The 11,588-nt window shown below is 48.1% G+C and carries 11 protein-coding genes; 7 read left to right on the top strand and 4 right to left on the bottom strand.

The window, feature by feature from the left end; all coding sequences use genetic code 11:
* A partial coding sequence (locus tag BM271_RS00175) for a CHAP domain-containing protein (protein ID WP_143544899.1) occupies positions 1-600 on the top strand: 600 nt, incomplete at its 5' end.
* Positions 601-612: 12 nt separating this feature from the next.
* Here the strand turns inward: BM271_RS00175 and BM271_RS00170 are convergent.
* The 3 genes from BM271_RS00170 to tagD all read right to left on the bottom strand — a co-directional run bounded on the left by BM271_RS00170 (position 613) and on the right by tagD (position 2,515).
* Positions 613-867 carry a hypothetical protein gene (locus BM271_RS00170; RefSeq protein WP_074924515.1) on the bottom strand — a complete coding sequence of 85 codons (255 nt, stop codon included), beginning with the start codon at positions 865-867 and terminating at the stop codon, positions 613-615.
* Between the two features lie 63 nt (positions 868-930).
* The gene (locus BM271_RS00165) at positions 931-2,094 is read right to left on the bottom strand and encodes a CDP-glycerol glycerophosphotransferase family protein (RefSeq protein ID WP_046789639.1); all 1,164 of its coding nucleotides are present in this window, start codon (positions 2,092-2,094) and stop codon (positions 931-933) included.
* The gene (gene tagD / locus BM271_RS00160) at positions 2,087-2,515 is read right to left on the bottom strand and encodes a glycerol-3-phosphate cytidylyltransferase (RefSeq protein WP_046789638.1); all 429 of its coding nucleotides are present in this window, start codon (positions 2,513-2,515) and stop codon (positions 2,087-2,089) included. The genes BM271_RS00165 and tagD overlap by 8 nt, the downstream gene beginning before the upstream one ends.
* Before the next feature lie 148 nt (positions 2,516-2,663).
* Between tagD and BM271_RS00155 the strand changes: the two genes are divergently transcribed.
* From BM271_RS00155 to BM271_RS00140, 4 genes are read left to right on the top strand one after another with little or no spacing between them, the layout of a single operon-like run.
* The gene (locus tag BM271_RS00155) at positions 2,664-3,845 is read left to right on the top strand and encodes a CDP-glycerol glycerophosphotransferase family protein (RefSeq protein WP_046789637.1); all 1,182 of its coding nucleotides are present in this window, start codon (positions 2,664-2,666) and stop codon (positions 3,843-3,845) included.
* A gap of 36 nt (positions 3,846-3,881) precedes the next feature.
* Complete coding sequence (locus tag BM271_RS00150; RefSeq protein ID WP_046789636.1) at positions 3,882-4,703, top strand: ABC transporter permease; 822 nt, start codon at positions 3,882-3,884, stop codon at positions 4,701-4,703.
* A gap of 12 nt (positions 4,704-4,715) precedes the next feature.
* Entirely contained in the window at positions 4,716-6,062 is a 1,347-nt protein-coding gene (gene tagH / locus BM271_RS14615; RefSeq protein ID WP_046789635.1) for a teichoic acids export ABC transporter ATP-binding subunit TagH, read from the top strand.
* A gap of 57 nt (positions 6,063-6,119) precedes the next feature.
* The gene (locus tag BM271_RS00140) at positions 6,120-6,935 is read left to right on the top strand and encodes a WecB/TagA/CpsF family glycosyltransferase (protein WP_046789634.1); all 816 of its coding nucleotides are present in this window, start codon (positions 6,120-6,122) and stop codon (positions 6,933-6,935) included.
* A gap of 137 nt (positions 6,936-7,072) precedes the next feature.
* Here the strand turns inward: BM271_RS00140 and BM271_RS00135 are convergent, their stop codons facing one another.
* Positions 7,073-8,737, bottom strand: coding sequence for a sigma-54-dependent transcriptional regulator (locus BM271_RS00135; RefSeq protein ID WP_046789633.1), 1,665 nt, complete (start codon positions 8,735-8,737; stop codon positions 7,073-7,075).
* A gap of 174 nt (positions 8,738-8,911) precedes the next feature.
* On the opposite strand from BM271_RS00135, the gene iadA reads away from it, so the two are divergent.
* Both iadA and nhaC read left to right on the top strand, forming a co-directional pair.
* Positions 8,912-10,057 carry a beta-aspartyl-peptidase gene (iadA, locus tag BM271_RS00130; protein ID WP_046789632.1) on the top strand — a complete coding sequence of 382 codons (1,146 nt, stop codon included), beginning with the start codon at positions 8,912-8,914 and terminating at the stop codon, positions 10,055-10,057.
* 20 nt (positions 10,058-10,077) lie between these two features.
* Positions 10,078-11,496: a Na+/H+ antiporter NhaC gene (nhaC, locus tag BM271_RS00125; RefSeq protein WP_046789631.1), complete on the top strand. Its 1,419-nt coding sequence runs from the start codon at positions 10,078-10,080 to the stop codon at positions 11,494-11,496.
* The last annotated feature ends 92 nt before the right edge of the window (positions 11,497-11,588 follow it).

The following is an 11,588-nucleotide window of genomic DNA, read 5'->3' as shown; positions in this document are numbered from 1 at the left end:
GAACAGCGTGAAGCTGAGGAAGCTGAAGCACAGAGAATTGCCGAGCAAGAGGCTGCAGAGCAACGTGAGGCGGAAGAAGCTGAGGCACAGAGAATCGCCGAGCAAGAGGCTGCAGAGCAACGTGAGGCGGAAGAAGCTGAGGCACAGAGAATCGCCGAGCAAGAGGCTGCAGAGCAACGCGAAGCTGAAGAACAGGCAGCTGCTGAAGAAGCAGAGGCCGAAGAGGAAGCTCAAGCTCCTGCGCCTGCATCATACGGTGAAAACTGGTACCTTGATGGAGACTGCACATGGTATGTATATGAACGCCGCCAGCAAATGGGCAAACCTGTCAGCAACTCATGGGGCAATGCTTCCAACTGGGCAAGTGCTGCCAGAAGCCAGGGTCTGTCAGTAAGTAACTCCCCTTCTGTCGGTGCCATTGTACAGTCCAATGCATGGACTAACGGCGCTTGGGGCTCAGGCCACGTAGCTGTAGTTGAGAAAATCAACTCCGACGGCTCCATCCTCGTTTCTGAAATGAACTGGGGCGGCGGTCCGGGCAACAAAACAATGAGAACAATCGGATCTTACGAAGTTTCTTCACATAACTTCATCCATTAATACCAGATATATTTAAAGGGAATCACGCCAACGTGATTCCCTTTTTGCATGCTCATCTATTTTTATCTGGACATCGTCCACTTCGACGAAGTCCGGATACCGTCTTTTATGGACATCGTCCACTTCGACGAAGGCCGGATGATGCCTTATATGGACTTCGTCTGCTTCAACGAGGTCCGGATACTGTCTTATATGGACGTCGTCCGCGCGACGAAGGCCGGATGATGCCTCATATGGACGTCGTGCACAGAAAACGAAGGCCGACAACTCCTTTTATCGGCCTTCGTTCATCGTGAAGTCCCCCACTCAACGCAAAAGACGCAGCCGGGATCATCTTCTGGCTGCGTCTTTGTATAAAGTGGTGATCAGTTTTTCTGTCGATTTGCCGTCTGCGTATTTGTTCCATGTTTCGTCGAACAGCAATACTTTCTCGAGTCTGAATTCCTCTGTCCTGATGACGTCGATCATTTCGGCTGAGTGGTAGACGACGGGGCCGGGCACGAATTTTTCGTAGTCGAACCAGATGCCGCGGGTGGTGACGTATTCCTCGAGGTCGTACGGATAGAAAATCATCGGCCGGCCGAGTATGGCGAACTCGAACGGGATGGATGAGTAGTCCGTGACGAGGATGTCTGTGATGGCGAGCAGTTCGAAGATGTCGTATCCGCGGGAGACGTCGGTGACGAAGTCGTCGTCCCATTCGCCGCCTGATGTGACTGCGGGATGGAGTCTCAGCAGCAGGTGGTGGTCTTCGGACAGTCCTTTTTTGAGATTCTTGATATTGAGGCGGAGATCGTCGACTTTGAAATGTCCTTCCCTGAATGTCGGCGCATACAGGATGACCTGTTTGTCCTCGAGCTGCGGCATCTGTGTGTGGAGTTTTTCCTGCGCCCGTTCCATTTTGGCTTCGTTGAAGAAGAAGTCTGTGCGCGGCATGCCGGTCTTGAGCAGATTTTCATGGCTGATATCGAATGCTTCTTCGAAGATCCAACCCATATCATCGGAGCTGACAACGACTTTATGGAAATTGTCATATACCTGCTTGAATCTCTTTTGTGCAGATGCGGTCCGTTCGACGGTTGCCTTGTCTTTGAAGCCGAACAGTTTGACCGCCCCGTCTGCGTGCCACAGCTGGACGCATGTCTGTTCCTCTTTGAAATCGCATGAGGCCAGCACGACCTGATAGTTGTCGACGAAGATGTGTCTTGCTGTGGCGAGGTGATAGAGCCCCTTCACTGTGCCGGGGATGTTTACCGGGATGAAGCGTATAGTATTTTTGTCATCGGCGTTTCTGAAAGTGTAGCTGCATCTGGAATCTTTCAGTAAAATAATTTTGGATGAAGTACGCTCATGTACTTCATCCAAAACATACTGAATATTATCGCCAAAAGATGCAATCATCACTGTTTTATTCTGTACCGGAAGTGATCTGAATAGATTGAAGATCACTTTTGTAATGGCAAGATACAGATTGATTGCCGCTTCCCTAACCATGTTGCTTGGACAGCTCTTGCTTCGTCTTCGTAGTTGAAACGCCGCTTGTTCTTGCAAGGTAGACGACTTCACAGTATTCTTTCAGGAAGTCGAACTCGCCTTTCCAGTCGTCACCCATGACGAACACGTCGATATCATGCTTTTGGACGTCTTTGACTTTCTGACCCCAGTTGTGTTCAGGAATGACTTCGTCTACATACTTGATTGCTTCAAGGATTGCTTTTCTGTCTTCATATGAGTAATATGCTTCTTTATGTTTGAGTTTGTTGAATTCATCGGATGATACAGCAACTACCAGATAGTCCCCGCGTTCTTTTGCACGGCGGAGAATATTGATGTGTCCCATATGGAGCAGATCGAATGTGCCGTAAGTGATTACTTTTCTCTTTGGTTTAAATTCTCTAACATTTTGGTTTTTCATTTTAATTCCTCCCAATATACCTTTGCACCTTTGGTATAATGTCCCTGTGGACATGGTATAATTGTAAAGATAAGGTTAATCTTTTGTAAAGATTATTAATGATTATAACATAAATTCAGAAAAAGTATAATTCTTAGGTGTGATTTTAGTGAAATATTTAAAAAAAGCAGCATTTTTCCTCTATAAGAAACTATTCGCCCTGTGCGGCAGAACAGTAAAGAAAGACCAGTCGCTCATCATGTTCGAAAGTTTTCTCGGAAAACAGTACAGTGACAATCCGAGGGCATTATATGAATATATGTCGGCTCATCATCCGGAATACACGCTCATCTGGAGCGCAGACAGAAACAGTACCCACCTGTTCGAGGAGAGAAACATCCCATATGTAAAACGCTTCTCGCTTCCGTGGATGATCCACATGAACAAGGCGACGCTCTGGATCACGAACAGCCGCCTTCCGCTCTGGATACCAAAACCCCATGGTACAACATATTTGCAGACATGGCACGGTACACCCCTCAAGAAATTGGGTAGAGATATAGAAACCGTCCATATGCCGGGGACGGATACGGAAAGCTACCGGAGAAATTTTACGAAGGAAGCGTCCAAATGGGACTATCTCATCTCCCCCAACCGCTATTCCACGGAGATTTTCAGGCGGGCATTCGGTTTTGACAAAACGGTCCTTGAGACGGGCTATCCGCGGAACGATTTTTTATTTTCGGGCAGTGATCCAAAAGCGGCGGAAAATATAAAAGAGGCGCTCGGCCTGCCGCAGGACAAGAAGATCATCCTGTACGCTCCGACGTGGCGGGATGACAGCTTCCACGCACGCGGGAGATACAAGTTCGACCTGCAGTTCGATACGGAGAAAATGTACCGGGAACTATCCGATGACTACATCATCATTTTGAGGATGCACTACCTCGTAAGTGAAAATCTCGACCTAAAGCAGTATAATGGTTTCCTGTATGATTTCTCAAAGCATGAAGACATCCGCGACCTGTATGTCATCTCCGACATGCTCGTCACCGACTACTCGTCCGTATTCTTCGATTACGCGACGCTCGGCCGCCCGATGATCTTCTATACTTATGACATCGATCAGTACCGGGATAAGCTCAGGGGCTTCTATTTCGATTTCGAAGCCAATGCCCCCGGGCCGCTTGTGAAGACGACCGACAATCTGATAGAAGAAATAAAGCACCCGGACCAATCAAAGTTTGACCTGGAAGCATTCCGGGAAAGGTTCAGCTATCTCGAGGACGGCGCGGCTTCACAGCGGGTCATGGAGGATGTCGTTTGTCATTTGAAAAATAAAATTGTATAATTCAACAACGATGAATGGAATGGTTGTGAGACAAGAATGAAATCCTTATGGATTGTACTGCAGGAACAGTTTAAAAACTTCTATCTAATAAGAAGGATGTCCCTGTACGACATGAAAAGTAAAAACCAGAATAACTATCTCGGCATTGTGTGGGAAGTCCTCACACCGGTGATCAGCATCATGATCTACTGGTTCGTATTCGGGACGCTGCGCCAGCGGGCACCGATTGAAATGGGCGGTACGGAAGTTCCGTTCTTCTACTGGCTCGCCATCGGCTTCATTGTATGGACGTTCTTCTTCCAGGGGAGCATCGAGGCGTCGAAGTCCATATACAGGCGGCTCAAGATGCTCTCCAAGATGAGCTTTCCGCTCAGTGCCATACCGAACATTACGATATTCTCCAAATTCTATACGCACGTCATCATGCTGTTTTTGGCATTCGTGGTGTTCCAGATTGCAGGGTATCCCATCAACATCTACTATCTGCAGCTGATCTATTTCGTGATCGGGACCTATGCCTTAGTATTTTCTTTTTCACTGATCACGTCAACGCTGTCGACACTGGTCCGTGATGTGCACCTGCTGCTGAACTCACTGCTCCGCATGATGCTGTATGTGTCGGGCGTTCTGTGGCCCCTGTCACTGCTGTCGGATTTCCCGCTCATCATGAAGATCATGCAGCTGAATCCGCTGCTCTATCTGATTGAAGGGTACCGTGCCGTATTCTTCGGGACCGAATGGTATCTGGTGACGCACTGGCAGCTGTCACTCTACTTCTGGGGTGTCATCCTGCTCATGATGCTCGCCGGCTCGATGCTGCACGTGAAGTTCAGACGGAATTTCATTGATTATCTATAAGAGGGGATTCGTATGACAAAAGCAATTATAGCGAGAGACGTCGCAAAAAAATATAGAGTGTATGACAGCCAGAAAGAACGGATTATGGATCTCGTCAGCCCGAAAAAGCACGGCAGGGAATTCTTTGCATTGAATGGTGTGAATTTCGAAGCAGATAAAGGAGACGTTGTCGGATTCATCGGCATCAACGGTTCCGGAAAGTCGACGCTGTCCAATATACTTGCCGGCATCGTCCCTGAATCACGGGGTGATGTGCAGGTCAACGGCCAGACGGCACTGATTGCGGTCGCGGCAGGTCTGAATGAAGACCTCACGGGACGGGACAACATCGAACTCAAATGTCTGATGCTCGGCTTTTCAAAAGACGACATCAAAGCACTTGAACCGGACATCATCGAGTTCTCCGAACTTGAGAACTTCATCGACATGCCGGTCAAATCCTATTCCAGCGGAATGAAATCCCGCCTCGGGTTTGCCATCAGCGTCAACATCGACCCGGATGTGCTCATCATCGACGAAGCACTCTCCGTCGGGGACCGGGCATTTGCCGAAAAGAGTCTCAAGAAGATGATGGAGTTCAAGGATCAGGGCAAGACGATGATCTTCGTCAGCCACTCCATCGGACAGATGAAACGTTTCTGCAATAAAATCCTGTGGCTCGAATTCGGACGGGTGAAGGCATTCGGCGAAGTGAAGGATGTCCTTCCGCTCTACGAATCCTTCCTGTCCAAATGGCGTTCCATGTCAAAAGAAGAACGGAATGACTATCGCCAGAAAGTGATGGACAGAGATCCCGGTGAAGCCGAGTACAAGCAGTTCGGCAACCTGATGCTGCTGGATGACGATGAGGAACTGGAACGCTCCCACGGCTATACCATCCGCCCCGTCAGCCGGCTCGCCCATCTTAAAGGCGACAGCACGGATATTTTCGAAGCGCCGGACAGCGATCGGAACAAGCGTCATGCGAGCCAATATAAAAAGCATGTCTATTATGTCAAACGTGAAGCGACCTACCATTTTGAAGTCTTCTACCTGCTCAGTACAGAACCGAGCGGAGAAGACGGTGTCATCGGCTGGATTAGAGCCGACGAAACATCATCGCACGCGCTCACTTTCGTGGATGCGGATAAGAAGGAGTTCATTCTGAACGACACCGGATTCACGGCCACAGAACCTTGGGGCGGTCCGGCGCAATATGTGCATGAGACACTCGAACACCATGCCGGAATGAAATTCAATGTGGATCAGACGGTGCTCGTCGGGAACAACGTCTGGTACAGAGGTCTGGTTGAAGGCGAAGAGACGCCTATGTGGACGCATATGGACAATGTCACTGAAAATGATACGGAAGTTCTATAGAGGCCACCGGCCTTTATTACCAAAAAGGGAATTTAAAAGGAAAAGATGAACGTTTACATGTTCACAGAAAGAAAAGAGGTGAACGCGATGGGCAGGACCTACAAAACGGTTACGGTGATGGATATCGACTTTTTCAACACGTCGATGAATGCTTTTCTGAAGCATATCGTCTACCCTGATCTTGCGAATGGGAATAAATGCTTTATCGTCACTGCGAACCCTGAAATCGTCATCGAAACACGGGATCATCCTGAATTTAAGAAAGTTGTGCAATCTGCGGATTATGTACTGGCAGACGGTGTCGGCGTGGTCAATGCGGCCATGCTGCTGGGACAGCCTCTGCCTGAACGGGTCAGCGGCATCGATGTGATGTATCATATGCTGGATCATGCGGCGAAACAGGGCTACAGTGTGTTCTTCCTGGGTGCATCGGAGGACTCCAACAAGAAGGCAGTCGAAAATGCGGAGAAGATATTCCCCGGCTTGAAAATTGCCGGCAGACATGACGGCTACTTCGATCCGGCTGACGAAAGCATTGCCCGGATGGTGGTCGACAGCAATCCGGACATCGTGCTCGTCGCTCTCGGTATGCAGCGTCAGGAAGGCTGGATTGCTGATAATATCGATAAATTCGATAAAGGCGTCTTCATGGGCGTCGGCGGCAGCTTCGACGTACTGAGCGGCAAAGCCCAGCGCGCGCCGAAGATATGGATCAAACTGCAGCTCGAATGGCTGTACCGCCTGATAAAGGAACCGAAGCGCATCAAGCGTGTACTGCGGGTGTTCGAATTCATGCTGCTGCACACGCCGGTTGTCAAACATGTCATCAAAATGTTCGGTTTCAACAAGACACGGCCGAGAGGCAAATCGTGAGTTAGATAGATTTGTGATGTGAAATGAAAAAGCTGGACCTGCTGTTATGGCAGGCCCAGCTTTTTGTGTAGGGATGCGGGGGGTGGAGATGGGTGTTTGCACATCTTAACTTTGAAAGTATAGATGCGGAAAGCCACTCATCCCCTACTTTCATTCATTTCTTCCAGGAACTTCTCGCCTTTTTCTGAAATGGTTGTCCCCGCCCTGCCGATGCGAACGTTCAACAGTTCCAGTTCATCCAGTATCCCGATTCTGAGTCTCAGCTGCTGGTCAGTCATTTTGATGCCTTCTTCCAACAGCAGGCGCCTCACTTTCCCCCTGCCATATGAGGCGTTTTCTTTTTTGCCCTGTTCATAGATGTTTAACAGCTGGATGCTTTCTGAGAGGAAACCATGCTTTTCTATCTTGTTGATGACCGCTTCTGTATCCAAAAATCCGTCCTCTGCCCTATTATCATAATCGTTCTCGAGACCCTTGAAGAATATCGGCAGCGAATCTATTTCTACATATTTCTGATTCAGACACACGCAATATGAGATAAGGTTATAAAGCTCTCTGACGTTTCCCGGCCAGTCATACCGGACAAATGCATTCATGACCCTCTCCGAAAATTGCATTTCTGTCCTGTTGAAATGGTTTTTGAAATCATCTATCAGCACAGGGATGTCCTCTTTCCTTTCAGAAATGGAAGGGACTTTTAAAATATAGGACGACAAGTATGAATACAGCTTCTGGCTGATGATGTCGCCTTTATACAGTTCCCACAGATCATCGATCGAGGAGGTCACTATCCTGACGTCCGAACTGCCGGCATTCGCATCAAAGTAGTTGGCGAGCTTGTTTTGGAGCTGGTACGGGATGCTGTCGATATTTTTAATATACACAGTACCACGGTTAACCTCTCTCAATATCCCTTGATGTTTCTCCCCTTCTCCTCCGAATAATTCATTATCAATCGACTGCGGATCTTTGTCAGCACCGCTGTATATGTAAAACGGCATATCATGATAGGCCGAGTCATTATGGATCATCTCCGCCAGCATCTGTTTGCCGGTCCCTGTCTCTCCGGTAATGTGGATGATATTTGAAGTTTTAGCCATCTGACTCGCAATTCTAATTGTGGACTGCATCTGCGGCGATTCTGTCGATATCCCGGAGAAGGTCCTGTTTTTATTCTGATCGGCAATGCTTACCGGCGTATTCTCACTTCTTTTCGCCGTCAGATGCACCATTGTTTTGATATAGTACTGCATCAAAAGCGAATCTTTCATCTCCAGCTCGAATATTTCCTTCAGTTCCATCACAGTCTCTATCGAAACGACTCTGGCGCCGATATCAAATGTCTGATATGCCTTTGTCGGGACGAGGTTCGCTTCACCGGGTGTAATGATGAAATCAAAGTTTTCAGGCATCGGTTCATGTGCCATATAAGGCAGGAAGTCATGATCGGGCAGAACATTTTCCAAGTCTTCAATCGTCTCCAGAGTCGCGGCCGGATTATCATTTACCACCATGAACTTTGAAGTTTTCTGCATGGTGATGATATTTTTGAGCTTCACGATATTGACCGTCCGTCTGGAAACGATCACCTCACATGATTCCGGAAGAAAGGGTTTCACAATCTCCCCGATTTCATAGGATGAGAGCAGCACCACATCACCTGGTGAAATCGCCCCGTGAGTGAGGTCCTTCAATGTGACGCCTATGACCGGCATCCTGCCCCCGAATATGTATTCCATCTGTTTTCTCAATGAACCCAGGTTTTCTTCCTGTATCCCAATTATGAATAATCTCTTGTCCACGCGATGCACACTCCTATAAAGTCATGTATTCCTCTATTTTACACCCTATGGAATAAAAGTCCCATTCCTTTTATTTCTTTTTAATAGGTTGTATTGGGTTGTATTATCTTTAAACAAGGTGTACAATCCTATTATTCAAACAATTTTGATGATTTAAACAACAAGGAGGATAACATGTTTACATTAATTAAAAACGGGGATATCTACGCCCCTGAACACGTTGGAAAGAAATCCGTTCTGCTGAACGGCAGGATCATCATAAAAATCGGGGATATCGATGAGGAGCAACTTGGACGTTTATTCGACGTGGAAGTTATTGATGCAGAAGGCATGATTGTGTCACCAGGCATAATCGATCCGCATGTACATCTCATAGGCGGCGGCGGTGAAGGCGGTTTTGCGACACGCACGCCTGAACTGCAGCTGAGCAATATAATAAAGGCCGGTGTAACGACTGTTGTCGGCTGTCTCGGTACTGACGGGACCACCCGCCATATGACTTCACTGCTCGCAAAAGCAAGAGCCCTGGAGGATGAGGGAATCACTGCTTACATATATACGGGCAATTATCATATACCGACGCCTACCATCACCTCTTCTGTCAAAGATGACGTCATTCTGATAGATAAAGTCATTGGGGCCGGGGAAATTGCGATTTCGGATTCCAGGTCGGCCCAGCCTTCTGTACACGAAGTTGCCAAATTGGCCGCCGAGGCCAGAATCGGCGGTCTGCTTAGTAAAAAGGCGGGGGTCACACATTTCCATGTAGGCATCGGCAAAGAGCGTCTGGCTTTTTTAAGGGCACTGATTGATGACTATGAAATTCCACCGACTAACATTTATGCGACGCATATCACACGGAGCAAAGAGCTGGTCGATGAGGCGATAGAATTGTCGCACAGGGGGTCATATGTCGATATTACAGCTGATGATCATACTGCGGAGTGGATTGAATACTTCAAAAATAACGGCGGGAATCTTGAACACCTGACCGTATCATCCGACGGCAACGGCAGCCTGCCCGTATTCGATGACAAAGGGGAAATGATTGGATTCGGCGTGGCAAATCAGGAATTGCTGTTCGCACAGGTGGCCGACTCTGTAAAGAATCACGGTGTACCGTTACATGAGGCGCTCGCACTTGTCACAGTAAATACAGCAACCGCACTCCGTTTTGAGCACAAGGGGCGTCTCGGGGAAGGCATGGATGCCGATCTTCTTCTGCTGGACCAGGAAACCCTCGAGATCAACCATGTATTTGCGAACGGTCAGCATATGCTCAAAGAAAGAGAAGTCATCGTAAAAGGTACTTTTGAATAGTAAACATTGGGGGAAAAACAATGAAAAGAAAACCGACGTTATTCGAATCCTGTCTGCCTATCATCGTCATGCTGTTGCTTTTAGCCATCGGTTACGGGGTATACGGCCTCAGCCCGGAACCGCTTCTGATCCTGTCATCCATCTTCGCCGGGTTCATTGCAATGCGTCTCGGCGTCAAATGGGATGAGATGCTGAAAGGCATCCAGGAGAAGTTGAATATGGCCATGCCCGCTATACTGGTGCTGATTTCCATCGGAATACTGATCGGCACGTGGATGATTTCAGGCACCATTCCGATGATGATCTATTACGGGTTGGAACTGATCAATCCACAGTTCATAGTACTGATAGCATTCATAGTCTCCGCCATCATCTCCATCGTCACCGGGACATCATGGGGATCGGCAGGCACCGTGGGAGTTGCATTGATGGGTATAGCTACGGGGCTTGGTGTATCACTCCCTGCTACAGCGGGTGCTGTCGTTGCCGGCGCTTATTTCGGTGATAAGCTATCGCCGCTTTCCGATACTACGAACCTGGCACCGATTGCGGCCGGAAGCAAATTGTACGAACATATCAAGCACATGTTCTACACCACCATACCAGCCGCCGTCTTATCCATGATCATTTACCTTTTTGTCGGATTCAACCTGTCTGCAGAAAACATCACTGCACCGGAAGAAATGGGCAGTATGATGGCGACTTTGAGTGAAATGTTCAATTGGAACCTTCTTCTGCTGCTCCCGCCGGTAATCGTACTATATGGGTCCATACGGAAGAAGCCGACATTACCGACAATCATCTTTTCGTCCATCGTGGCCGGGGCGATTGCCATAGTCTATCAAGGTTTTTCATTCACTGATGTCTTCGCCTCCACAGTAACAGGGTTTGATGTTTCGATGATCGTCAAAGAAGGGTTCAGCCCGGATACGGTTCCATCTGAAGTGACCGAACTTGTGACACAGGGCGGCATGCAGTCCATGACCAGCGTCATACTCATTGCATTCAGCGCCTTCGCATTCGCCGGTATCATTACAAAATCCGGTGCACTGGATGTCATCATGGATGCATTGCTCAGAATTGTAAAGAAGACGGGAGATCTCATCCTTTCAACAGTACTCTCCTGCATTACCATGGCATTGGTTACGGGGAACTCATATCTCTCCATCATCGTACCTGGTGAATTGTTCAAAGATACTTATAAGGACAAGAAACTTCATGCAAAGAACCTTTCAAGAACTTTGGAGGATTCGGGCACCGTAGTTGTGCCACTGATTCCATGGTCATCCGCCGGTGTCTATATGGCCGGTGTGCTCGGCGTGTCTACTTTGAGCTATGCACCGTGGGCAATCCTCTGCTACACTGGATTCATTTTCGCAATCATTTTAGGATACACCGGCATTGGCATAGCGAAATTGACAACAGAAGATGCAGATTGATACACCGGAATAAAGAAGCTGGACCTGCTGTTATGTCAGGCCCAGCTTTTTGTGTGGGGTGGATGTGTCTTTGCACGTCTTAACTTTGAAAG

The organism is Salinicoccus halodurans (assembly GCF_900114445.1).
In the GTDB taxonomy this organism is placed as follows: domain Bacteria; phylum Bacillota; class Bacilli; order Staphylococcales; family Salinicoccaceae; genus Salinicoccus; species Salinicoccus halodurans.
This window is presented reverse-complemented; position numbering and strand designations above follow the sequence as displayed.